Raw genomic sequence first — 23676 nt, 5'->3', positions numbered from 1 at the left:
AATTCGCTTACTGCGGAATAAACGGGGGTGGCCATGGTTAAGCATTGCTTCAGCTGTCCGTCTCATCATCATGAAATATCGCGAGGCGAGTACTCCCCTGGATGGTGTCACACCCAAGACTTTGGAGCATTTTTGACGCTGTGATGTGATTCATGAGTGAGTCATGGAACCAAACGTCACTTTTAACGTTGTGATTTCGGAATTTTGTGCGCCATCTATATGATGGAGCCAGGGTTAAGGGTCGCAGGGGTAATTTCAGAATGCGCGTTTCCATCATGATCGTTTCCACACTTTTTGCCAGCACGGCCTTTGCGCAGAGCGCGACGACACCGGCTCCAAAACCACAGATCAACGTCAAGACGGATGCGATGCTCGTCACGGGCGGGCCATCCCTTGGCGATAGCGACAAGGTGCGGTGGGATTTCTACAAGGCCGACAGCACCGGCAACGCGAGCGAAGAAAATGTCGGCGGCGCCTATGACGCGACATTCGAGGAAAAAATCCCGGTGGGCAAATATGTGGCGGTGGCAAGCCTTGGCAACATCACCCGCAACATTCCCGTCGAGATCAAGGATGGGTCGGTTGCGCAGGTGAATGTCGTGTTCGACGCCGCGCAATTGACCGTTGTCCCCAAGCGCAGCAAAGACAGCAAGGAAGCCGAGCCGCAAGCCCGCGTCGACATCAAGCAGGGAACGTTCAGCGACAGCATCTATGGCGCCAAGGAAACATACGCTCCGGCCGGCGAGCTTAAGCTTGAAGGTCGCATCGGCCCCGCCAGAGCCGAAGACACGGTGGTCGTGAAAGCGGGCGAGACGATCAGCCACGACCTCATCATTCCCAGCGGCGTCGTGATTGCCAACGCTGTCTACAAGGATGGCGGGCGCGCCGTTGAAACAGACAATATTCGCTTTGAGACCGTGTCCACGGACGAAACCATCGATGGTACCCGCGAAACCATGACTGGCACCTATGGTCCCGGCAAATTGATGCAGATGCCTGCTGGCTCCTTCGTCATGCGCGCGCGTCTGGGCAAGGTTGTGGTGGAAACACCGTTCAGCGTGACTGCGGGCCAGCGGACCACTGTGACCGTCAACCTCGATGCTGGCGTTCTGGCGGTAAAAGCCAAGGATGCCCAGCGAATCGACATCGTGGAAACAACGAAAGATCTGCAAGGCACGCAGAAGGAAATCTCAGGCCGTTATGGCACCACGCATCAGGAAACCCTGCATCCCGGAAACTATTCCGTGAGGGTAACCTATGACGACAAAACCAGGCGTGAGCCTAAAGAAGTAAACGCGACGGTCAAAGCCGCAGAGCGCACGGAAATCAACATCACCGACTGACCCCAGCGGTCGTCTGCGGCGCGACCTTCACGCCGCAGAAATTCGACGCGGAAACGCGGTCGCAAAGACCCATCCATTCGCAGCCCGAGCAGGCGGTGCGCAAGGACCCTTGCTGGAAACCGGATCGAAGCTTTTCAATGAAAGCCTTATCAGGCTTGATGCGGCTCCCGATTTCAAATGTTTCGCCCAACCACTCCGTTACGACGGACAGAGCGTTCGCATCGCGCGTGTTGACGCTGGCTCTGAAGCAGTGCGCGGTTTCGTCGTTGAGCAGCGGCGCACAGATGTCATCCGGGCCGGACACGATTTCGATCTCTTCGCCGCCACTCAGTCGTTTGGCAACACGGTCATAATTGACCGTGAAGCCAGGCGTATAGCCTTTACCGACATAGGTCAGCATGCAGAGCAGGTGATGCGCCCTGAGACGAACCGTCAACGGGTAACCTCTTTACGCGGCGCCAGAAGCTTCAGAACCGCAGCGGCAAGAGCGGATTTCAGCACAGCGCCGAGAATGAAGGGGGCAACGCCTGCAATCCAGGCTTTTTCAGCACCCAACAGACCTGCCAGCCATGCCCAGCCGAGGGCAAGACCCAGCACATTTGCGCCTAAGTGGAGCAGGAAGCCGGCGAAGGGGCGATGACCGTTGATCGCTTTTTCCGTCAAGAAGCCGACTAGCGCTGCCATGATTGGAAAAGAAACGAGGTAGCCGGCAGTCGGTCCGACAAAAGGCATAAGGCCGGACGATGACCCCGCCAGAACCGGAAGTCCGAGCAGGGCCTGTCCCAACCAGGCAAGCACAGTCAACGTACCGAGACGCCAGCCGTAGAGAGCACCGATCATCGTGATCGCAAACGTCTGCATGGTGATCGGCACGGGCACCATCGGCACAGCAGTTTTAGAGGCCAGTGCCAACACCAATGTTCCGGCAACAACGAACAAAGCCTGCTGGACGACGGATCTTGACGAAAGATCGAGAAAGCCTGGATAGGCGCTGCGAATATGTGTTGTCATGATGTCTCCTTCTAAAATTATAGATAATCTTTTAGCAACGACACAATTGATACCCCAAAATACTTTTAAATCCAGACAAGAGCTTCTCCATTCACGGTGCGGACATCGCCCCATGTGGGCAGATTTGACAAAAATCTTTCAAAATCAAATCGATAGGGTGATTTTAAATTATCTATAATTTATCCGACAATCGCAAAAGCGTCGCGGGTCGATCCCGTTGGCGTGCGGATCGCCGTTCGGCCGATCCACTGAACGTGCCCGTCCAGAATGCGGGTTGCCTCTTCCGCCCGGTTGCCGCGCAGGGCGTCAATAATGGCGCGGTGGTCCGTGTCGGTCCGTCGCTCCCACCCCGCCCGCCAAGCGGAAAACAGAAAGCGGGCGCTTGCGGCGTGGAGACCATCGATGGTGTCCATCAATCTCGGCATGTTGCAGGGTGCGGTAATGAGCCGGTGAAAACGGCGGTTGGCCTCCTCCCATTGCCGGACATCCATCGCTCTGTCGCCAGCCAGTGTCGCCGCTTCAGCCTCATCCAGGATAGCGGTCGTCAGGTTGGGAATGGCGTGGCGAAGCGCCAGCACTTCCAGTGCCGCCCGCATCTCGGCCACCTCCTGAACATCGCCCAAACCGAAATCCGCAACCCTTACACCACGGCGCGGAATACTGACGGCAAGTCCTTGCGCTTCCAGACGGCGAAACGCCTCGCGCACGGGCACATGCGAGGCACCGAATTCCTCGGCGACATGATCCTGTCGCAACCGCTCTCCTGGCGCCAGCTCGCCGCGCACAATGCGGTCCGCCAATCTGCGGCTGATCTTAGCGGCGATGGTGTCTTCGGGTTTCATCTTCGGAGTTTTGGCCATAATGTGACATAAAGTGCGGCTTGAGACTTGTCGAGCAAGGCACAGCGCGTGCAAAGCTCGTGTGCAGTGGCATCGGTTGAGCTTACAAGCCATTTGGTCTAAAAGCGCCCCAACAATCCGATAACGATCCTTTCCTTCATATCCAATCGCTAAGGAGAGCCCATGAGCGGCTTTGACCTCATCATTTTCGACTGTGACGGCGTTCTCGTCGATTCCGAAATCATCGCGGCCCAAGTCGAATCGCGCCTGCTGACAGACGCGGGCTACCCTATTTCGACCGAGGAAATGGGTGAGCGCTTTTCCGGCATGACGTGGAAGAACATTCTGCTGGAAGTGGAACGCGAAGCCAGCATTCCGCTGTCCGCCTCTCTTCTGGAGAAATCCGAGAAGCTTCTGGATGCACGGCTCGAGCGCGACGTGAAGGTCATCGAGGGTGTGAAGACAGCGCTTTCGCGCCTGACGCTGCCACGCTGCATATGCTCCAATTCCTCCAGCGCCCGGCTGGACATGATGCTGACCAAGGTCGGCCTCAAGCCATATTTCGAAGGTCATATCTATTCCGCCAAGGATCTGGGTGCCGATCGCGTCAAGCCGAAGCCCGACATCTTCCTGCATGGCGCACAGCAGTTCAACATCTCGCCGGACCGCGTGGTTGTGGTGGAAGACTCCGTGCACGGCATCACCGGCGCCAGAGCGGCGGGCATGCGCGTCATCGGCTTCACCGGCGCCTCGCACACCTACCCCAGCCACGCAGACCGGCTGACGGATGCCGGTGCAGAGACAGTGATTGCCCGCATGCAGGACCTGCCTGCAACGATCGAAGCGCTGTCCGAGTGGGCTGGCGTGGCGTGAACAGACGTGTGACCTGTGAGAGAGGTTTTGCCGCAGCGCTCGCTTCCGGGAAAGCGGAAAAGGCGGCAAGGCCGGATGATTAAGACGCTGCGCAAAGCCGCAGGGCTTTAGACACCAACCAACCTTCTCTGAGAAAACTTAACCGCGCCGACCTTTTTTCGAACCGGCCTGTGCACCGCCTTCATCGAATGAGATGAACACGTTCGTCTGGCGCGATGCACCGCCCGGGGCGTTGGGAATGGCGACGTTCGGGTTGTTGAAAATGAATTGCGTGCCAGCGTCACCGGCTGGAAGGTCGACCGGGAAGTTGGTGACCTGCGAAAAGATCTCGCCGTCGCCGTCCTTCACCGTCACGCGGATCGGGAGGGTGATGCGGCCCGGCTTGGAAAGCGGGCCGGGAACGAGGCGGCCCTGGGCGAGAACATTGACCGTCAGCGTAGCCTCGCTCATGCTGCAAGAGCGGGTCGTGTCGGACAGCGAGGCCTGGTAGACGAGCTTGGATGCATCGTCCTTTGCGCCGCCCGCGTAGACGCGGCGAACGGCGGTGCCGTCGAGAATGGTGATGGTGGGGCAATTGGCCTGGACGACGGGCGCCACCGCTTGAGCTGCCGGTGGATTCACCGACATCGAATCCGACGGATTGGAAGAGTTGCAACCTGCAAGCACCGCTAGCAGCGATATCGTAGCGGACAAACGCAAAATATTCCCTGTCACTCTGTTCAACCCTTCAAAAACTATCCCGATACAGGACCAGAGAACCCATTTATTGGCCTTTCGTGCCTGTCGGCGATGGTCTATAGCAGCGGCGCTGGAAAAAATCGATTGGTTGCGTTCGGATTTGCTGGAATTTTGCAAATTGCTTTTGGAACCCTCCAATTTCGAGTTTCCGACGGATAGGCTGCTGACGACAAGGGACACTCTCGTGGAATATGTATCGACCAGGGGCAGCGCCCCATCGCTGGGTTTTTCCGACGCGCTATTGGCGGGTCTGGCGCGTGATGGCGGATTGTACGTTCCCCGCAAATGGCCGACGATGTCGAAAAAGGAAATCCGGGCGCTTCGCGGAAAATCCTATCAGGAGGTCGCCTTCGAGGTTCTCTACCGCTTCACCGGCGGCGAGATTCCGGCAGAGACGTTCCGTTCCATGATCGATGACGCCTACGCCACGTTTCGGCATCCTGCTGTCGTCCCTTTGGTGCAGACCGGGCCGAACTCCTTTATTCTCGAACTTTTTCACGGCACCACCCTCGCCTTCAAGGACGTGGCGATGCAGCTCATCGCCCGGTTGATGGATTATACGCTGACGCAGCGCAATGAACGCGCGACCATTGTCGGCGCGACCTCTGGTGATACCGGCGGTGCCGCCATCGACGCTTTTGCGGGCCGTGAGCGGACCGACATCTTCATCCTCTTTCCGCATGGCAAGGTATCGCCGGTGCAGCAGCGCCAGATGACCAGTTCCACGGCGTCCAATGTGCATGCCGTTGCCGTCCACGGCAATTTCGATGATTGCCAGAACCTCGTCAAAGACATGTTCAACGATGTAAAGTTCCGCGATAGCGTCAAGCTTTCGGGCGTGAACTCCATCAACTGGGCGCGCATCATGGCGCAGGTGGTCTATTACTTTACCGCGTCGCTTTCGCTGGGTGGACCGGACCGCAAGGTATCGTTTACGGTTCCGACCGGCAATTTCGGCGACATTTTCGCGGGCTACGTCGCCAAGCAGATGGGCCTGCCGATCGACAAGCTGGTGATTGCGACCAATGACAACGACATTCTGGCGCGTACGCTGAAGACGGGCCGCTATGAGATGCGCGGCGTGCACGCAACGACATCTCCTTCAATGGACATTCAGATTTCGTCCAACTTCGAACGCCTTCTGTTTGAAGCCTATGATCGCGATGCCAGCGCCGTCAAACGCTCCATGGACGGCTTGAAGCAATCGGGCGCTTTCGAGATTTCCGATAAGGCGATGAAGATGATCAAGCGTGATTTCCGCGCCGGTCGGGCCACGGAAAAGCAGGTTGCGGCGACGATCAGAGACACGCTGGCCGAGACGGGTTACCTGTTGGACCCGCACACGGCATCCGCTGTCTTCGTTGCGAAAAAGCACGAAAAATCAAGCACTCCTATGGTGACATTGGCCACTGCGCATCCAGCGAAATTTCCGGCCGCTGTAAAATCTGCTTGCGAAATCGATCCTGCCCTTCCAGTATGGCTTGCTGATCTGATGAACCGGGAGGAGCGTTTCGACATTCTGGATGCTGAGCTGAACGCCGTGGAAACTTTCATCGGCAAGCACGCTCGTGCCAAGAGTGAGTGACGCGGAAAGACGTGATATGAGTGTAAATGTAACCCGGCTTTCGTCCGGGTTGACCGTTGTTACGGAAAAAATGCCGCATTTGGAAAGCGTTGCGCTCGGAGTGTGGATCAAGTCCGGTTCCCGCAACGAGACCGATGACGAGCATGGCATCGCGCATCTGCTTGAGCACATGGCATTCAAGGGCACCGCGCGGCGTACAGCCAGGCAGATCGCCGAGCAGATCGAAAATGTCGGTGGCGAGGTCAATGCTGCGACATCGACAGAGACGACATCCTATTATGCCCGCGTTCTGAAAGACCATGTTCCACTCGCCGTCGATATCCTTGCCGATATCCTGACGGAATCCGCTTTCGATGAGGCGGAGCTGGAACGGGAAAAAAACGTTATTCTGCAGGAAATCGGGGCCGCCACAGACACGCCCGACGACGTGCTGTTCGACAATTTTTCCGGCGTCGCCTATCGCGATCAAACCATTGGCCGACCCATTCTGGGCACGCCCAATACCGTGCAGTCCTTCACGACTGGTCAGATCCGCCATTATCTCGCCCGCAATTATACGACTGACCGTATCTTCGTGGTGGCTGCGGGTGCGGTGGATCATGATCGTTTCGTCAAGCAGGTCGAGGAGCGTTTCGCTGGCCTGCCACAGATGCCAGCCGCAACGCCGGTCATGGAGCAAGCCATCTACACCGGTGGCGAGATCCGTGAGACACGCGATTTGATGGATGCTCAGGTGCTTCTCGGTTTCGAGGGCAAGGCCTACCACGCACGCGACTTCTACTGTTCGCAGATCCTCGCCAATATTCTCGGCGGCGGCATGTCTTCGCGGCTTTTCCAGGAAGTGCGTGAATATCGCGGCCTTTGCTATTCGGTCTATGCGTTCCATTGGGGCTTTTCCGATACCGGCATCTTCGGGATTCACGCCGCTACCGGCAGTAGCGACCTGCCGGAACTGGTTCCCGTGATTATCGACGAACTTCGCAAATCATCGCAGACCATTCATCAGGAAGAAATCGATCGTGCCCGGGCGCAGATCCGAGCCCAGCTTTTGATGGGTCAGGAAAGCCCTGCGGCGCGCGCCGGACAGATCGCAAGGCAGATGATGCTCTACGGCAGGCCTATTCCGAATGACGAAATGATGCAGCGCCTGGGGGATATCACGACCGGACGATTGACCGATCTTGCAGGACGTCTGTTTTTCGATACAGTTCCGACGTTATCCGCCATCGGCCCGTTGGAAAACCTCTTGCCGCTTTCGGATATCACGGCAGAGCTTTCCGCAACGCCGTCCATCAAAATGGCAAACGGCTAACGCCTAGCGGCAAGTATCCGTGGCAAGTGGATGAGGTCTGACCTTACATGCTGCGTTTCCTTTCCCGCAACAGCGATACACCGGAACTTCGCAATGCCGATTATCTGCTGAGATTGCCGCGCTATTCTGATTACCGACAATGGTATCAGTTGCGTTCGGAAAGCCGACAGTTCCTGCAACCATGGGAGCCGACATGGCGCAGCGATGAGTTGACAGAAAGTTCCTACCGGGTGCGTGTAACGCGAAATTCCCAGGAGTTTTCCTCGGGAATGGCGGTGTCTCTTCTTCTGTTCAATAGCCAGCAAGTGCTTCTCGGCGGTATCACCATTGGCCATATCCGCCGGGGTGCGGCGCAAAGCTGCATGATCGGATACTGGATGGGACAGCCATATGCAGCCCAAGGCCATATGTCTGCCGCATTAAAGCTGGTAATACCCTATATCTTCAACGGACTTCAGTTGCACCGTATTGAGGCAGCCTGTATTCCAGAGAACTTCAAAAGCATACGGCTGCTTGAAAACGCCGGGTTTCAGCAGGAAGGTCTCTTGCGGGAATATCTGAAAATAAACGGCGAGTGGCGGGACCACCTCATGTTCTCCCTCATCACCGACAAGCAAAATCCCGGCGGGACGCAGTAGATTGATGAGATATATAAGCCTTGCGTCGCGCCTCGTTGGACGTTTTGTGGCCGCAGCGCGCTTTTTGCCCCTGATGCTTGTCTGCGTGTTTTTTGCCGCACAAGCCCACGCCTTCGAGCCCGTGAAAATCTCCCGCGACGACACCGCACTGGACCTGACCGCGACGACCGATATCCATGCCAATCAGGGAGAGGCCTTCCAGGTCTCCACCGCTCCCGGCCCGGACGGCATTCGACGGCGCATCGAGGTGCGGGCCTCTTCGCCCACACATCAGGGCGACTGGGCGGTCTTTGCACTTGCCAACGTGTCCGAAGAGCAGTTGGAACGCGTGATTGTCGCGCCGCATTTCCGTCTGGTAAATTCCAAGCTTTTCTGGCCCGATCTCGGTTCGCAACGCATCATCGCGATCACTCCAAGCGAAGGCTTTGCGCTGGACCGGCAGCCGAGCCCTGACGCCGATGTGTTTCGCATCACACTGAACCCCGGCGCCGTCATCACCTTCGTGGCGGAACTTTCCACGCCGCAATTGCCGCAAATCTATCTGTGGGAACCGGAAGCCTACAAGGACACAATCAACGCTTTCACGCTGTATCGCGGCATCGTCCTTGGGATTGCCGGTCTTCTCGCCGTTCTCCTCACCATTCTCTTCGTTGTCAGAGGCACCTCCGTTCTGCCCGCATCGGCAGCACTGTCCTGGGCGGTTCTTGCCTATATCTGCGTGGATTTTGGCTTTCTGGAAAAGCTGATTACCGTGACGTCCAGCGACGTGCGAATATGGCGCGCGGGTGCCGAGGTGGCGCTCGCTTCCAGTTTCGTGGTCTTCCTGTTTACCTATCTGAACCTGAACCGATGGCACGCGCATCTGGGTTATGCGACATTTGCGTGGATCATCGGGCTCGGTGCGCTGTTTGGCGTCGCCATTTATGATCCTTCCATAGCGTCGGGCATTGCCCGGCTTTCCTTTGCGCTCACGGCGACCGCAGGGCTGGTGCTGATCATCTATCTCGGATTCAACCGTTATGACCGTGCCATTTTGCTGGTGCCATCCTGGGCCCTCATTCTGGTCTGGCTGTTTGGAAGCTGGCTGACGGTCACTGGGCAACTGGACAACGACATTGTACAACCTGCCCTTGGCGGTGGACTTGTGCTGATCGTGCTCTTGATCGGCTTTACCGTTATTCAGCATGCCTTTGCGGGCAGCGCTTACCAGCAGGGCCTGTTTTCGGATCTAGAGCGGCAATCGCTTGCGTTGACCGGAAGCGGTGACACCGTTTGGGACTGGGACGTAACGCGTGACCGTATCGTCACAACGCCCGATGTTTCTGTCAGGCTCGGACTGAACCCCGGCACCATGCATGGTGCTGCACGAAACTGGATTCCGCGTCTGCATCCCGATGACCGCGACCGCTTCAAGGCGACGCTCGACGTCCTGCTTGATCATCGCAAGGGACGCCTCAACCACGAATTCCGCATCCGGGCCGAAGACGGGCATTTCCACTGGCTGCAAATTCGCGCGCGACCCGTGCTGGGCTCAAACGGCGAAATCATCCGTTGCGTCGGGACCATCACCGATATTACCGAACAGAAGAACTCCATCGAGCGGCTGTTGCAGGATGCGTTGAGCGACAATCTGACCGGTCTTCCAAACCGTCAGGTCTTTCTCGACCGCCTGCAATCGGTGCTCAACCTCGCGCCGGAAGGCGAAACCGTTCGCCCGACGGTGATGGCCATCGATATTGACCGTTACAAGCTGGTCAACGACACGCTGGGCATTGCCGCTGGTGACAATATTCTGATCGCGCTGACCCGCCGTCTGCGACGTCTGCTGAAACCACAGGATACGCTCGCACGTCTTTCTGGCGACGAGTTCGGTCTCATTCTGGTGTCGGAGCGCGACCCGCAGCGTGTTGCTGATTTTGCCGAGGCGGTGAACAAGGCCATCATGGTCCCGATCAACTTCGCCAATCGCGAAATCGTCTTGACCGCATCCATCGGCCTGGTGTCATGGATCGACCAGCAGGAGAATGCCGCCGGTCTTTTGAGCGACGCAGAGCTTGCCATGTACCGGGCCAAGCGCGCTGGTGGCAACCGGGTCGAGCCCTTTCGTCCCGCTTTCCGGACGTCCGGCACCGACCGCTTGCAAATGGAGAGCGATCTGCGCCGTGCGATCGAGCGCAAGGAACTGTCGCTCGCCTACCAGCCGATCATCAAGCTCGACAATGGCGATCTGGCCGGTTTTGAGGCGCTGATGCGCTGGGAGCACCCCAAGCGCGGCGCCATACCGCCAAGCGAATTCATCCCGATAGCCGAGGCTTCGGGGCTTATCGAACCCTTGGGTATGTTTGCGCTGGAGCGCGCGGCGAATGATCTGATGGACTGGCAGCATGCCATCGACAAGCTGCCGATCTTCATATCGGTGAATATTTCCAGCGCCCAGCTTTTGAACAACGAACTCTACAATGATGTCCGCAGCATGTTGCAGCGGACCCGCTGCAACCCTAAACAGCTGAAGCTGGAGTTGACCGAATCCATCGTCATGGAGAACCCTGAACAGGCGCGGCTGGTGCTGGCGAAGCTGAAGGAAACGGGCCTCAGCCTCGCTCTTGATGATTTCGGCACGGGTTACTCGTCGCTTGCCTATCTCACGCGTTTTCCGTTCGACACGATCAAGCTGGACAAGGCGTTGGTCGCCAACACCAGCGACAAGCGAAATGTGCTGCTGCGCTCCATCATCGCCATGGCGCGTGCTCTGGACATGCAGGTGGTTGCCGAGGGTATAGAGACACCTGAGGACGCCGCAGAGCTTGCCCGCATGAACTGTCATTACGGGCAAAGCTTCCTGTTTGGCACGCCGGATACGCCGGATGCGGCGCTTCGGCTTTTGAAAGAGCGCTATCAGGTTGTGAAAAGAGCCTGATTTTGGTCGGCTGGCTGCTGTGGCGGCTGGGCTTGTGAGTGTATCTCGTTCTGCTGCTGTGCCGGGATTTGTCCGTGCAGAAGCTGGTGCATGAATTCGAGTTTATCGACCACTGCTGGCGTCAGCACGAACGGGTACAGATCCGCCTCTCCCATGCTGCGCTGCATGGAATTGAGGGCGACACTCAATGGTATCCACGCGCTGACCAGCTGTTTGGCACTGCGGGCACGATAGGGATCGAAGCTGACATCGGCCTCCAGCTCTTCATGTCCTTCCGGCTCGATGGCGATACCAAAGGCATGCGCTGTTTCCAGCGTATCGACGATATGCAGGTAATGCGCAAAGCATTCCGCAAAATCTTCCCACGGATGAACCGAAGCATAGGAACTGATGAAGCTTTGCTGCCAGCCGAGCTGCGGGCCCTGATCATAGTTCCGCTTCAGGGCTTCGCCGTAGTCGGCGCGGTCATCTCCGAACACCGCACGGCACGCATCCAGCCTGTCGGCATCGCGCACCAGCTTGTTCCAGATGAAGTGGCCGACCTCGTGGCGGAAATGGCCGAGCATGGTGCGGTATGGCTCGTTCATATTGCTTTTGATCTGCTCACGCGTCGCATCGTCCGATTCTGCGGCGCGGATGGCGATCAGCCCCTCGTCGTGGCCGGTCATGGCCGGAATGATCGAACCGTCAGCCGCAACCTCATCCACAAGAAAGTCAAAGACGAGACCACCTTGCGGATCGACGTCGCGGTTGGGATGCGGCAGACCGAGACGCAGCATGGAATAAAACAGGTGGCGCTGCGCCTGGCTCAACCGACGCCACTGCTCCACGCCCTCTTCTTTCGAGACGTCCGGCACCAGCCTGTTATGGCTGCAAGCGGGACAAAAATTGCTGTTGCTTTCCGCAGGCACGGACCAATTGCAGATGTCGTTCACCTCATTGGCGCAAAACCGGATCTGGCGCGCGGGATTTGCCACCAAAGACCAGTTTGGATCGCCGGCAGGCTCGATCGCCTCCATGGTGAGTGTCTGAGGTACAAAAACCAGACGATGCCCGCAGTTGACGCAGGAACGATTGTCGAAATGGACAACCTGCCCACAGGCCGCGCATGAGAATAGCTGCATTTCCTGCTCCTAAAAAATACTGAGCCGGAGGCCTCCCAATTGAGGTCACAGGACAGTTCAGTGTTGCGAACGGTTTGATAGAGATGAAAAAGCGCACGTGTCGGCAACAACACATGCGCTTCGAGGTTTATGGCCGACGATAACGTCAACCCGTCAAATGGTTAGGCCCGGTCAACTGCGCCCTTTACGGCGTCCTTGGCTTTACCGGTCGTGGACTGAATCTTGCCCTTTGTTTCCTGCGCTGCGCCTTCAGCTTCCAGACGGTCGTTGTCTGTTGCAGAGCCAATGCCCTGCTTTACCTTGCCAGCGATTTCATTGGCCTTGCCAGCGACTTTATCAGACATGCTACCCATGATGCTTCTCCCTAGTTTTTAAACCAGACTTGGTGCTGGCAACCGGTGTAAAAACGTCATCAGTTAAATTTTAGTTCCGCTAAATTTTAAATTCCTCAAGCATGCCCCGCTTGCGCCGAGAGCATTCTAGGATCGACGCCAAGAAGCCCCAGTGCGCGTTCGTATTTGTTGTCCAGCGTTCGATCAAAGATCAGCTCTTCGGACGCAGGGCAGTTCAACCACCCATTGCTGGCCATTTCGTTTTCCAACTGACCAGCACCCCAACCCGCATACCCCAACAACATGGTGGCCCGGTCCGGCCCCTGCCCGCTGGAAATGGCGCGCACGATATCCAGGGTCGATGTCAAGGAGATATCATCACTGACGGGAATGCTGGACTCGCTGCTGTAGTCATCCGAGTGCAGGACAAAGCCGCGACCTGCTTCCACAGGACCGCCGCATTGAACGGGAAAATCGCGGGTCTGGGTGGGCAGCATGATGGCGTCGGTCTGGTTCATCATCTTCAAATGCAGAAGCAGGTCGGTGAAGGTGATCTGCTGGCTCCGATTGATGATGAAGCCCATGGCACCCGCATCGGAGTGCGCGCAGATATAGACAACGGAACGCTCGAAAGCCCCACCCTCCAGCCCCGGCATTGCGATGAGAAAGTGGCCATCCAGAAAGCCTCTTTCTCTCTTGTTCAAAAGGGTCGAAAACGTCACCAGGGCCTCCGGTCTGCCGTACTCTGGCGCGACACCCGTACGGCATAATGGTTGGTCATGGCGTCAGGATGCGGCATCAAGGACAATCAATCAACCGAAAATGATGAACGGGTGAAAATCGTAACTTGGCCCCCGGCGCGGGTTAGGCTAGACCGAAAATATGAACGCCAAAGACTTTTTTATCACGCGCGCATCGCTGCTCGCATTTGCTCTCCTCGTGGCAGCGCCTTTCACTCCAAGACTGGCCCACGCCGAGACGACGGAGTGGGCGCAGAGCGAGGGCGGACGCATGCGCGTGATCAGCTTGCCTGTCAGTGCCGATGGCCGCATCGAAGCGGTTTTGCAGATCGATCTCAAGCCCGGTTGGATTACCTATTGGCGTGAGCCGGGTGAATCGGGCATTCCGCCGAAGATCACGCTCGACAAGACAAGCGAAGCAAGTTTGACTTCCTTGTCCTTTCCTGTGCCGAAGCTGATCAGGAACGACGAAATCGAAGATATCGGTTACGATACTTCGGTGTCCCTGCCGTTCGTGCTGCAATCCCAACCCGGCTCAAACAGCGAAAAGGCACGATTGACAGCCTTTATCGGCGTATGCCTCAACATTTGCATCCCGTTCGAGGCAAGTTTCGAAATCGACAAGGGCGCGGAAAAGACGGCGGTACAGCAAGAGACGGATGCGATCGCTGCGGCAAAAGCAACCTTGCCCGCACCTCCATCGGATGAGTTCAAAGTCGAGAATTTTCACATCACGCCTGACAAGACATTGCTTGGCGTGGACCTGCGCTTGCCGGAAAATTCGCCCAAGGAAACCGACATTTTTGTCGCCGGACCGTCGGGCTACGCCTATTTCGAGCCGCAGAACATGGTCCGTGACAAGCGCAAGCTGTCCTTTTACATGAACATCAAAGGTCTGCCGAAATCCTACAACCCGCGGGGGCAGCGCTGGATGATTCTGGTCAAATCCGGCGATCAGGTCATGGAAGCACCGCTCGAATTTCCGCGATGATAAACGCCAAAAATCAGTGGCGACTTTATAAAATCATCCTCTATAGTCGCGCCGGATCATTGCCACAGGAGCGATATTATGACCATCAAAATCGGCGACAAACTCCCCTCCGCGACATTTAAGGAAAAGACGGCCGACGGCCCTGTCGATACCACCACTGACGCCCTTTTCGGCGGCAAGAAGGTGGTTGTCTTTGCCGTTCCCGGCGCGTTTACCCCCACTTGCTCTCTCAACCACCTGCCAGGCTATCTCGAAAACCGTGATGCCATTCTGGCCCGGGGCGTGGACGATATTGCCGTTGTCGCCGTCAACGACTGGCACGTCATGGGCGCATGGGCCGAGTCGTCGGGTGGACAGGGGAAAATTCACTTTCTGGCAGATTGGGATGCCGCCTTCACTAAGGCACTCGGCCTTGACGCCGACCTGTCTGCGGGCAGCCTCGGTGTGCGCTCCAAGCGCTACTCCATGTTGGTCGAGGACGGTGTTGTAAAGTCTCTCAACGTGGAAGAAAATCCGGGTCAGGCGACTGTTTCATCCGCTGCGACGATGATCGAACAGCTTTAGTTCGATTTTCACTGCTATCCTCGGGCTTGGCCCGAGGATTTTCTGACTGCCCTTGGACGTCCCAAGCGGTTGATCCTGGCCAGCAGGCATGGCCGCATCGGCCAAAATCCCCCATACAGTCCCATCCATGCCACTCAAAACAGGCCTTTCTTCCGCCGCAATTGTTATATCATTACAGTAATTGTATAACATTATTGTGAGCACCCCATGCTGCATTCCTTTTCTCCCCGCCGCCTGTTGCAACAATCCGCAGCGGCAAGGCTTCTCGTCGCATTCGTCATCCTCGTTCCCCTATGGTTGGCCATCCAATGGGCGGTCCTGCTGTCATGACCGGCGCTGCAGTGCTGACGATCGACAACCTGACGGTGGCCTATAACCGTCATCCGGCAGTGCATCACGTCTCCGGCAGTTTCAACGCAGGCAGCCTGACAGCGATCGCGGGGCCAAATGGGGCTGGGAAATCCACGCTGCTAAAGGCCATCATCGGCGATCTCAAAGCATCTGAGGGCAGCATCATGCACACTTTGAAACGCGCGGAATTCGGCTATTTGCCGCAGGCAGCGGATATCAATCGGCGCTTTCCGATTTCAGTGTCGGAAACGGTGCTTCTGGGTTCCTGGAAAACCGCTGGCGCTTTCGGCACCATGGGCAAGGCCGATGAAGTGCGGGCACAGGACGCATTGGCCACAGTGGGACTGGCGGGTTTCGAGAACCGGTCGATCAGTGCATTGTCTGCCGGTCAGTTCCAGCGTGTTCTCTTCGCCAGGCTGTTGCTGCAAGATGCAAGCGTCATTCTTCTGGACGAACCCTTCACAGCCATCGATGCGCGCACGACCCGTGACCTTCTTGATATCGTTAGCCGCTGGCATGGCGAAGGCCGCACCGTTGTTGCTGTGCTGCATGATTTTGAGCAGGTCCGTTCGCATTTTCCGGAAACGCTGCTGATCGCGCGCGAACTGATCGCGTGGGGACCGACCCAGCAGGTCATGTCACCGATCAACCTCATGCGCGCCCGAACCATGTCCGAACGTTGGGACGATAACAGCGTTGTCTGCGAGCCCGCAGCATGACGGCTTACGATATCTTCCTCGCCCCGTTTCAGGACTACGGCTTCATGCGACGGGCGCTCATCGCCTGCTTTTGCCTTGCCGCCGGTGCCAGTCCCATGGGTGTTTTCTTGATGTTGAGGCGGATGAGCCTGATGGGCGACGCGCTCAGCCACGCTATTTTGCCGGGAGCAGCCATTGGATATCTCATCGCAGGATCACTCTCCCTGACAGCCATGGGCCTCGGTGGACTGGTTGCTGGCCTATCCGTTGCCCTGCTTTCCGGCCTAGTCAGCCGCATCACGCCGCTACAGGAAGATGCGAGCTTTGCGAGTTTTTATCTGGCATCCCTGGCTCTGGGCGTTTTGATCGTTTCCCTGCACGGGTCGAATGTCGATCTTCTGCATGTTCTGTTCGGCACGATCCTTGCGATAGATGCGCCTGCTCTCTATCAGATTGGCGCCATCACATCGCTGACGCTAATCGTTCTCGCCGTCATCTACCGCCCTTTGGTCACCGAATGTTTCGACCCCGGCTTCCTCAGAGCTGTGGGCGGGCGCGGGCCTCTATACCACGTCGTGTTCCTCGTGCTGGTCGTCATCAATCTGGTGGCGAGCTTTCAGGCACTGGGCACACTGATGGCCGTGGGGCTGATGATGCTGCCGGCAGCCATCGCGCAATTATGGACGCGTAGCCTGCCCGCCATGTTGATCCTTGCAGCGGTGAGTGCTGCCATCTCGGGCTATCTCGGCCTCGTCGTATCCTACCATTTCGAGCTCGCCTCCGGGCCGACCATCATCATGGCCGCAACCTGCCTCTACGGTCTGTCCATTCTGGCAGCACCGGCTGGCGTCGCAGGCCGCTATTTCACCCGCCCGCACTTGAAGGGCTAACCCCAGGAGACCTCCCACCATGCTGTGCCGCACATATCTTCTGACTGCCGCTGCCCTACCCGCCCTCTTGGCCTTCGCCGCGCCCGTCTCTGCTGCCGAACTGAAGGCCGTCGCCTCCTTCACGGTGCTTGCCGATGTTGTGAAACAGGTGGGCGGCAAACACGTGACGGTGACGAGCCTCGTCAAGCCGGATGGCGATCCGCATGAATTCGAGCCATCGCCATCAGACGCGAAAAGCCTGAAGGCGGCAGACGTCGTTTTCGTCAGTGGCCTTGGTCTTGAAGGATGGATGGACCGCCTGATTTCCGCATCCGGTACCAAAAGTATACCAGTAACGGTATCGGACGGCATAGAAACACGCAGCATGGAAGAAGACGGCAAAACCATCACCGATCCCCACGTCTGGAACAGCCCGATCAACGTAAAGACATGGGTGAAGAACATCGAAACGAAGTTGGCCGCCGCTGATCCTGCCGATGCCCGGGACTTCAAGGCAAACGCCGACGCCTATATCAAGACGCTGGATGAGCTCGACGCCTTTGCCCATGCCAAGTTCGATCCCATCCCGGCAGATCGTCGCAAGGTCCTGACCAGCCACGACGCCTTTGGTTATTTCGGGCGCGAATACAAGGTGACGTTCCTGTCGCCACTGGGCGTCTCCACCGAAACGGAAGCGTCTGCCGGAGACGTCGCCAAGCTGATCGAGCAGATCAAGGCGGAGAATGTGAAGACTTATTTCTTTGAGAACTCCAACGACCCGCGTCTGGTCAAGCAGGTGGCCAAGGCAACCGGTGCCAAGCCGGGCGGCGAACTTTATGTGGAGGCGCTCTCGAAAGCCAATGGCCCCGCCCCGACCTATGAGAAGATGTTCCGCTACAATGTCGAACAACTGGCCTCGGCCATCAACAAATCAAGCTGAGGCCTGAATCAAGAAGAGGTGCAGAACCGTTCTGCACCTCTTCGTATCTCACAGCCGGCCTCTGCTCAGGTCGCCATATCGAACACCAGAAGACCGGCGGCGCCGCCATCCACAAGGCCCATCAACCGTTCGCCAACATCCATATGTTTGGGATGCGCCAGATATTCGTCGCGCGCTTCGATGCTGTCCAGCGTCACGGCGAATCCATCCATGAAGCCACCATTCAGGCCTTCGGATGAAACATTCTGGCCGCATTTAACGTCTGTAATGCCCGGAACGACGTCTTTCAGTGCCGTGATAGCGTCAAAGATACCCTGTTTTTCGCCCGTCGTCGTTGCCGACTTGAAGCGTATGAATACGCAATGCATGATCATGAAGTGTTCCTCGCCTATTTTGTATTTGCCAGCAGGATAGGTTCCGACGCGTGATGCGCAACCCCAAATGCGTGTGAGTGTTTAACCGAGCAAAGACCAGGGTGAATACCCAAGGTGGTCTACCGCCGCTTGAACGGCTCCATACCCTTGCGGGCGAGTTCATCGGCGCGCTCATTCTCCGGATGTCCTGCATGGCCTTTGACCCAGTGCAGGGTGACCTTGTGGCGCTCTCTCGCCAGCTCCAACGCCTGCCATAGCTCGACATTTTTCACGGGCTTGTTATCAGCAGTCTTCCAGCCTTTTTTCTTCCAGCCGAAAATCCACTTGGTAATGCCGTCCTTCACATAAGCGCTGTCTGTGTAAAGATCGACCTCGCAAGGCGCCTTCAGGGCATTCAGCGACGAAATGGCAGCCATCAGTTCCATGCGGTTGTTGGTGGTTTCAGCCTCGCCGCCGCAGAGTTCCTTTTCAGTCTCACCGTAGCGGAGCACAGCGCCCCACCCACCTGGCCCCGGATTGCCGGAGCAAGCACCATCGGTGAAGATATCGACATGCTTCATGGTTCGGTCAATCCGTACTCGGCAACATTGCCAACGGCACGGTGGAAGCGCAGTTTGCGCAGATATTCCAGTGGGTCTTTCTTGACCACAAGTGCCCCTTCCGGCGTGGTCAGCCAGTCATAAAGGCGGGTCAGGAAGAACCGCAGCGCTGATCCACGCGCCAGAAGCGGGAGCGCATCAAGCTCAGCCTGGCTCATGGGCCGCACGGACTGGTAGCCTTCCAGCAGCGCCTTGCCTTTGGTGACATTGTACGAACCGTCCTTCTCAAAGCACCACGCGTTGAGGCAGATCGATACGTCATAGGTCAGGAAATCATTGCAGGCGAAGTAGAAGTCGATCAGACCGGAGAGCTCATCGCCGAGGAAAAACACATTGTCCTGAAACAGGTCGGCGTGGATGACGCCTGTGGGCAGATCCTTCGGCCAGTGTGCCGCAAGGAACGCAAGATCAGTGCCGATTTCCTGCTGCAGACCCTTTTCGATCTCGTCGGCGCGGGCTTGCGATTTCTCCCAGAGAAGCTTCCAGCCGTCCACGGACAGTGCGTTGGGCCGCTTCAGTTCAAATCCCTCTCCGGCCAGATGCATAGCGGCGAGAGCCTTGCCAACTTCGCGGCAGTGACGCGCCTCCGGCTTGCGCAGCCACATGCCCTCCAGAAACGAGATGAGAGCCGCTGGACGGCCCGATAACTCGCCCAGCAGTTCACCATCGTGACGTGGCAGCGGCAGGGGGCAGGACAGACCCTTTGCGAAAAGATGCTGCTTCAGGCCCAGAAAAAACGGCAGATCGGATTTCTCCACACGCTTTTCATAGAGCGTGAGGATCAGCGGATCCGTGGTGGTATGGAGCAGGAAGTTGGTGTTTTCGACACCTTCGGCGATGCCCTTGTAGGAGGTTAACTCGCCGACATCATATTGCGTCAGAAATTGCTTCAGATCGTCTTCGCTGATGTCGGTGTAGACTGCCAATTGATGATCTCTTCTGCGGGAAATAGGGTGTTACAGGATCAAACCGCAGGCTTGGGTCTGGATGGCAAAGCGTCGCTTGCCGTTCCATTGACGAAAGCCATATCCTGTGTGGTCAATTCGATATCGCGCAGTTCGCGGTTGACCAGAAAATGTTCTGTTTCCTCAACCGTGACAGCCAGATCGAGCGTGGTTTCATAACGCGCCTTGAAGGCCTGAATGATCTCGTCAACGATGACTTCTGGCGCCGACGCACCCGCAGACAGCCCGACTGTCTGTACATCACCTATGTCGTCCCAATCGATTTCAGCAGCGCGCTGCACCAGCACGGAGCGCTTGGCGCCAGCGCGCAAAGCCACTTCCACCAGCCGCTTGGAGTTGGAGGAGTTCGGCGCACCGACGACGATGAACAGATCGCAACCCGGCGCTGCCTGCTTCACAGCATCCTGACGATTGGTCGTGGCGTAACAAATACTGTCTGCAGCAGGCGCCTGCATGGCCGGAAACCGTTCCTGAAGCTTGGCGATAACGCCAGCCGTATCGTCTACGGAAAGGGTCGTTTGCGTGACGAAACCCAGATTTTCCGTATCGACCGGCTGGTAACGGGCCGCGTCCTCCACGGTGTCAACCAGCGAGACCGCGCCCTCAGGCAGCTGTCCCATCGTGCCGATCACTTCCGGATGGCCTGCATGGCCGATAAGAACAACATGCCGACCGAGGCGCTGGTGGCGCATGGCCTGCTTGTGTACTTTGGACACCAGTGGGCAGGTCGCATCCAGATAAAACAGGTTCCTGGCTTGCGCGTCTTCCGGCACGGATTTCGGCACGCCATGAGCAGAAAAGACAACGGGCTGCTGGCGATGCTCGGGCGGGATTTCGTTCAACTCTTCGACGAAGATCGCACCTTTGGCTTCCAGCCCTTCCACGACGTAGCGGTTGTGGACGATCTCATGGCGAACATAGACAGGCGCTCCATAGGCCTTCAACGCCAAGACCACGATCTGGATTGCGCGGTCTACACCGGCGCAAAAGCCGCGCGGGCCGCAAAGCCTGATCGTCAGAGGCGGCTTGGAAACGGTCACGTTCATTCCTTCTCCTTCAGCCTCCCGGTCTTTCATCCACGCGAATTTCGTCTACCCCGGACATAGGCAAAACCGACCACGATGACAAGGGCGAGCGCCAAACCGTACCATGTAATCGCGTATTGGAGGTGATTATTTGGCAGATCAATCAGTGTCACGCCACCCTTGGGCCAGCCACCGGGATTGGGCGTGGCATCCGCATCCACGAAAAACGGGACGACCTGACCGAGCGGCAGACCGGCACTCCCGACCATGGCTGACAGGTCTTTCCAGTAATAGATGTTCTTTGCCATATCGTTTTCGGGGAGCAGGCTTGACGGCTTCGAACCCAGACGTGCGCGCGAAAGACCCTGGACGGTTACAACGCCGGGCACCTGGCCTGCGGCCCGTTTGGCCGGCTCTTTCATGTCATAAAGCGCGAAACCGCGATTGACGAAGATAGACCGCCCATCCGGCAGATGAAGCGGCGTGTAGATGTAATAGCCGGTCTGCCCCTGGAAGGTCGCGAAGAAATGCTGTTCCTTGGCGTGATCAAAGGTGCCGGACACTGTCACGGTCCGATATTCGATATCGCCGCCGGATGCCGCCATCGCCTCGATCTGCGCAAGCGGCGCGGCGGGAGCCTGTGTGCGCTGCTGGATGTCGGCGAGAAGTGCTTCTTTCCAGTACATGCGTTTGACCTGCCACGTGCCCAGCGCGATAAGAAGCACAAGTGCCAGAAGCACGAGGGGGGCAGCGAACCAGATACGGCGATGACTGGGCTTGATTGTCTTCTTATCAGTCACGATCAATCCGGCCCTCGCTGGCATTGTGGCGATATTGCAAAGCGATCATGATGCCTTTCATCTTCCGAAGCAGGACAAGAGACAGGGTAATCGCAAGGGGTATCCAGATCAACGCATGCAGCCAGACGGGGGGCGCAAAGCGTGCATCGAACCAGAGCGCCATACCGATGATGACAAAACCAACGATGAGCATCACGAAAACGGCTGGCCCCTCTCCCGCATCGGCAAAGGCGTAATCGAGGCCGCAGGCGCTGCACTTCGGGTTCAGCTTCAAGAAGCCTTTGAACAATCTGCCATGCCCGCACCGTGGGCAGCAGCCACGCAAACCCGTTTTGACCGGGTCCACCGGTGGATAGAACGCCTCGTCATCCTGCGTCACCGTATCGCTCCTCCTTAGAATCGTTCAATCCGCAGAAAAACAAAGGGCGGCCCGCGCCGCCCTCTGTTTCATCGATGAATTGGCTTCAACCTGCCAGAGGCGCACCCCAGCCACCCCAGACGTAGATGGCGAAGAAGAGAAACAGCCAGACAACGTCCACGAAGTGCCAGTACCAGGCGGCAGCCTCGAAGGCGAAGTGACGCTCGGGTGAGAAATCACCCTTCATGGCGCGCAGCAGGCAGATGAGCAGGAACACCGTGCCCACGAAGACGTGGAAGCCGTGGAAGCCCGTCGCCATGAAGAATGTCGCGCCGTAGATCGAGTTTTTAAAGTCGAATGGCGCGTGCATGTATTCGTAGACCTGCACGAAGGAGAAAAACGCGCCGAGTGCAACGGTCAGCGCCAATCCGTTGACGAGACCCTTGCGGTCATTGTGCAGCAGCGCATGGTGCGCCCAGGTCACGCAGGTGCCCGATAGCAGAAGAATGACCGTGTTGTAGAGCGGCAGATGCCAGGGATCGAGGACCTCGATACCCTTGGGCGGCCACTGCCCGCCGGTGAAGGCCAGACGCGACGCTTGAATGGCCTCGTGCGGATAGAGGCTGGCATCGAAATAGGCCCAGAACCATGCCACGAAGAACATGACTTCCGAAGCGATGAACATGATCATGCCGTAACGCAGATGGAGTGAGACGACAGGCGTGTGATGCCCCTCGTGCCCCTCCTTCACCGTATCGGCCCACCACGCGTACATAACGTAGAGAACCATGGCCACACCGATATAAAACAGCCATGGATTGGCCAGCTCCATTCCGAACAGGTGGAAAGACCCGCCATTCAGATAGCGAATGTAACAGACGGCGCCAAATGCCAGAAAGAACGCGCCGACCGAGGCCAGAAGCGGCCAGGGACTGGGGTCTATGATGTGATAGTCGTGTTTCTTTTGATGTGCGTCTGCCATGTGTTCGATCCCCGCAGGCTCTTCCCTGGTCTCACTCGATGCTATGACCTTTTTTAAAAAAAGATCACTTAATGCGGCACGACCGGCAAAGGTCGTACCTCCCTCTCTCAAAGTTTCGTCTCGCCAAGCGCCGTCTTGACAGGCAAGGACGCAACCGGTTTTTCCGTCTTGGCTGGATAGAATGTATAGGACAGTGTCAACGTATGGATGCCTTTGGTTTCCCGGGCCTTCACGATTTCCGGATCGATGAAGAATACCACCGGCATGTCGAGCGTCTCACCCGGCTGCAAGGTCGTTTCGGTGAAGCAGAAGCATTGGACCTTGTTGAAATAGGCACCGGCCTCCATCGGCGTGACGTTGAAGACGGCGCTGCCCGTGGTGGCGACAGGCGAACGATTGGTGGCCCTGAACATCACCTGCACTGTTTCGCCGATCCTCGGCTCCACTATTTTGTCAACTGGACGGAAATCCCAGTTCAAACCGTTGGAGGTGTTGGAATCAAACGTCACCTTCATCGTCCTGTCGAGAATGACATCCGAATATTGCTCGACGCGCTGCGTGGTACCATTATAGCCGGTGACCTGGCAAAACAGCCGGTACAGCGGAACGGATGCGTAGGCCATACCGACCATGCCGCACACGAATACGAGGCACAACACCAGGATCGAGCCGTTACTCGTTTTATTTGCGGTTGTCTCCGTCACTGCC

Annotated in this window: 27 protein-coding genes; 12 read left to right on the top strand and 15 right to left on the bottom strand. The window is 57.3% G+C overall.

Annotation, left to right across the window (positions count from 1 at the left end; genetic code table 11):
* The first annotated feature begins 260 nt into the window (after positions 1–260).
* Complete coding sequence (locus tag EKM04_RS10430; RefSeq protein ID WP_183894333.1) at positions 261–1343, top strand: hypothetical protein; 1083 nt, start codon at positions 261–263, stop codon at positions 1341–1343.
* Here EKM04_RS10430 and EKM04_RS10425 read toward each other — a convergent pair.
* From EKM04_RS10425 to EKM04_RS10415, 3 genes are all read right to left on the bottom strand, one after another.
* Positions 1333–1779 (bottom strand): DUF1284 domain-containing protein, encoded by a 447-nt coding sequence (locus EKM04_RS10425; protein WP_174152288.1) that lies wholly within the window; start codon positions 1777–1779, stop codon positions 1333–1335. The genes EKM04_RS10430 and EKM04_RS10425 overlap by 11 nt on opposite strands.
* Entirely contained in the window at positions 1776–2354 is a 579-nt protein-coding gene (locus EKM04_RS10420) for a biotin transporter BioY (protein WP_174152287.1), read from the bottom strand. The genes EKM04_RS10425 and EKM04_RS10420 overlap by 4 nt, the downstream gene beginning before the upstream one ends.
* A 179-nt stretch (positions 2355–2533) precedes the next feature.
* On the bottom strand, positions 2534–3214 hold the full coding sequence (locus EKM04_RS10415; RefSeq protein ID WP_183894331.1) for a GntR family transcriptional regulator: 681 nt from the start codon (positions 3212–3214) through the stop codon (positions 2534–2536).
* A 162-nt stretch (positions 3215–3376) separates the two neighbouring features.
* Here EKM04_RS10415 and EKM04_RS10410 point away from each other — a divergent pair, with 162 nt between their 5' ends.
* Positions 3377–4066: an HAD family hydrolase gene (locus EKM04_RS10410; RefSeq protein WP_174152285.1), complete on the top strand. Its 690-nt coding sequence runs from the start codon at positions 3377–3379 to the stop codon at positions 4064–4066.
* A gap of 138 nt (positions 4067–4204) precedes the next feature.
* Here the strand turns inward: EKM04_RS10410 and EKM04_RS10405 are convergent, their stop codons facing one another.
* A complete protein-coding gene (locus EKM04_RS10405) occupies positions 4205–4759 on the bottom strand; it encodes a PilZ domain-containing protein (protein ID WP_178111499.1) in 555 nt (184 codons plus the stop codon).
* 229 nt (positions 4760–4988) lie between these two features.
* Here EKM04_RS10405 and thrC point away from each other — a divergent pair, with 229 nt between their 5' ends.
* The 4 genes from thrC to EKM04_RS10385 all read left to right on the top strand — a co-directional run bounded on the left by thrC (position 4989) and on the right by EKM04_RS10385 (position 11256).
* On the top strand, positions 4989–6389 hold the full coding sequence (gene thrC / locus EKM04_RS10400; RefSeq protein WP_183894328.1) for a threonine synthase: 1401 nt from the start codon (positions 4989–4991) through the stop codon (positions 6387–6389).
* A 16-nt stretch (positions 6390–6405) separates the two neighbouring features.
* Complete coding sequence (locus tag EKM04_RS10395) at positions 6406–7701, top strand: M16 family metallopeptidase (RefSeq protein ID WP_183894326.1); 1296 nt, start codon at positions 6406–6408, stop codon at positions 7699–7701.
* A 47-nt stretch (positions 7702–7748) separates the two neighbouring features.
* Positions 7749–8339: a GNAT family N-acetyltransferase gene (locus EKM04_RS10390; protein ID WP_174152282.1), complete on the top strand. Its 591-nt coding sequence runs from the start codon at positions 7749–7751 to the stop codon at positions 8337–8339.
* A gap of 73 nt (positions 8340–8412) precedes the next feature.
* Positions 8413–11256: an EAL domain-containing protein gene (locus EKM04_RS10385; protein WP_412762953.1), complete on the top strand. Its 2844-nt coding sequence runs from the start codon at positions 8413–8415 to the stop codon at positions 11254–11256.
* Here the strand turns inward: EKM04_RS10385 and EKM04_RS10380 are convergent.
* From EKM04_RS10380 to EKM04_RS10370, 3 genes are all read right to left on the bottom strand, one after another.
* Entirely contained in the window at positions 11235–12380 is a 1146-nt protein-coding gene (locus EKM04_RS10380) for a zinc-binding metallopeptidase family protein (protein ID WP_183894324.1), read from the bottom strand. The genes EKM04_RS10385 and EKM04_RS10380 overlap by 22 nt on opposite strands.
* A gap of 161 nt (positions 12381–12541) precedes the next feature.
* Entirely contained in the window at positions 12542–12733 is a 192-nt protein-coding gene (locus tag EKM04_RS10375) for a CsbD family protein (RefSeq protein WP_174152280.1), read from the bottom strand.
* Positions 12734–12828: 95 nt separating this feature from the next.
* Positions 12829–13434 (bottom strand): YqgE/AlgH family protein, encoded by a 606-nt coding sequence (locus EKM04_RS10370; protein WP_174152279.1) that lies wholly within the window; start codon positions 13432–13434, stop codon positions 12829–12831.
* Positions 13435–13594: 160 nt separating this feature from the next.
* On the opposite strand from EKM04_RS10370, the gene EKM04_RS10365 reads away from it, so the two are divergent.
* The 6 genes from EKM04_RS10365 (at position 13595) to EKM04_RS10345 (ending at position 17865) form a co-directional block, all read left to right on the top strand.
* Positions 13595–14443, top strand: a complete 849-nt coding sequence (locus EKM04_RS10365) for a protein-disulfide reductase DsbD domain-containing protein (RefSeq protein WP_183894322.1) — start codon at positions 13595–13597, stop codon at positions 14441–14443.
* Between the two features lie 78 nt (positions 14444–14521).
* Complete coding sequence (locus EKM04_RS10360; RefSeq protein ID WP_174152277.1) at positions 14522–15007, top strand: peroxiredoxin; 486 nt, start codon at positions 14522–14524, stop codon at positions 15005–15007.
* Between the two features lie 207 nt (positions 15008–15214).
* Positions 15215–15337, top strand: coding sequence for a hypothetical protein (locus EKM04_RS22930; protein ID WP_268842294.1), 123 nt, complete (start codon positions 15215–15217; stop codon positions 15335–15337).
* Positions 15334–16077: a metal ABC transporter ATP-binding protein gene (locus EKM04_RS10355; RefSeq protein ID WP_234910883.1), complete on the top strand. Its 744-nt coding sequence runs from the start codon at positions 15334–15336 to the stop codon at positions 16075–16077. Before EKM04_RS22930 ends, EKM04_RS10355 begins: the two co-directional genes overlap by 4 nt.
* Entirely contained in the window at positions 16074–16946 is an 873-nt protein-coding gene (locus EKM04_RS10350; protein ID WP_183894318.1) for a metal ABC transporter permease, read from the top strand. Before EKM04_RS10355 ends, EKM04_RS10350 begins: the two co-directional genes overlap by 4 nt.
* A 19-nt stretch (positions 16947–16965) precedes the next feature.
* Entirely contained in the window at positions 16966–17865 is a 900-nt protein-coding gene (locus EKM04_RS10345; RefSeq protein WP_183894316.1) for a metal ABC transporter solute-binding protein, Zn/Mn family, read from the top strand.
* 65 nt (positions 17866–17930) lie between these two features.
* Here EKM04_RS10345 and EKM04_RS10340 read toward each other — a convergent pair whose 3' ends face one another.
* The 8 genes from EKM04_RS10340 to EKM04_RS10305 form a co-directional block, all read right to left on the bottom strand.
* Positions 17931–18239, bottom strand: a complete 309-nt coding sequence (locus EKM04_RS10340) for a Dabb family protein (RefSeq protein ID WP_183894314.1) — start codon at positions 18237–18239, stop codon at positions 17931–17933.
* Positions 18240–18358: 119 nt separating this feature from the next.
* A complete protein-coding gene (gene rnhA / locus EKM04_RS10335; protein ID WP_174152273.1) occupies positions 18359–18799 on the bottom strand; it encodes a ribonuclease HI in 441 nt (146 codons plus the stop codon).
* A complete protein-coding gene (locus EKM04_RS10330) occupies positions 18796–19764 on the bottom strand; it encodes a homoserine kinase (RefSeq protein ID WP_183894312.1) in 969 nt (322 codons plus the stop codon). The genes rnhA and EKM04_RS10330 overlap by 4 nt, the downstream gene beginning before the upstream one ends.
* Before the next feature lie 38 nt (positions 19765–19802).
* Positions 19803–20849 (bottom strand): 4-hydroxy-3-methylbut-2-enyl diphosphate reductase, encoded by a 1047-nt coding sequence (gene ispH / locus EKM04_RS10325; RefSeq protein WP_174152271.1) that lies wholly within the window; start codon positions 20847–20849, stop codon positions 19803–19805.
* Positions 20850–20875: 26 nt separating this feature from the next.
* Positions 20876–21652 carry an SURF1 family protein gene (locus tag EKM04_RS10320; protein ID WP_183894310.1) on the bottom strand — a complete coding sequence of 259 codons (777 nt, stop codon included), beginning with the start codon at positions 21650–21652 and terminating at the stop codon, positions 20876–20878.
* Positions 21621–22007, bottom strand: a complete 387-nt coding sequence (locus tag EKM04_RS10315) for a DUF983 domain-containing protein (protein WP_174152269.1) — start codon at positions 22005–22007, stop codon at positions 21621–21623. The genes EKM04_RS10320 and EKM04_RS10315 overlap by 32 nt, the downstream gene beginning before the upstream one ends.
* Positions 22008–22092: 85 nt before the next feature.
* Entirely contained in the window at positions 22093–22968 is an 876-nt protein-coding gene (locus EKM04_RS10310) for a cytochrome c oxidase subunit 3 (RefSeq protein WP_174152268.1), read from the bottom strand.
* Positions 22969–23075: 107 nt separating this feature from the next.
* Positions 23076–23672, bottom strand: coding sequence for a cytochrome c oxidase assembly protein (locus tag EKM04_RS10305; RefSeq protein ID WP_412762949.1), 597 nt, complete (start codon positions 23670–23672; stop codon positions 23076–23078).
* Between the last annotated feature and the right edge of the window lie 4 nt (positions 23673–23676).

Origin of the sequence: Rhizobium skierniewicense Ch11, assembly GCF_023757665.1 — a bacterium.
Classification (GTDB): Bacteria; Pseudomonadota; Alphaproteobacteria; order Rhizobiales; family Rhizobiaceae; genus Agrobacterium; species Agrobacterium skierniewicense.
The sequence above is the reverse complement of the archived record's forward strand: the minus strand, read 5'-3'. Positions and strand labels throughout refer to the sequence as shown.